This window comes from Citrobacter sp. wls619 (assembly GCF_005281345.1).
Lineage (GTDB): Bacteria > Pseudomonadota > Gammaproteobacteria > Enterobacterales > Enterobacteriaceae > Citrobacter.
Window position 1 is genome coordinate 1 of sequence record NZ_SZXJ01000071.1, and the last position, 203, is coordinate 203.

Sequence of the window (203 nt, forward strand, 5' to 3'; positions counted from 1 at the left end):
CCCCGGTCCACCTGCTCTGCCACCCAGTCTTCCCGCTGTTCGGGAGAGACAGAAGCGCGCAGAACGGCAACTTTCAACCCGGCCTGTGTCAGCAGAGTTTTCAGTCGAGAAGTGGTATCGCGGGTACCGCTGTAGGTCGAGTAGGCCAGCACCTTGCGGCCTGCCGCCTTTTCTTCCAGACAAAGGTTGATCAATGCCTGCTC

At 59.6% G+C, this 203-nt stretch carries 1 protein-coding gene; it reads right to left on the minus strand.

The annotated features are described in order from the left end of the window. Positions 1–203 (minus strand): SWF/SNF helicase family protein (locus FDX19_RS14245; protein WP_137383217.1); only part of this gene is annotated, 203 nt, incomplete at both ends.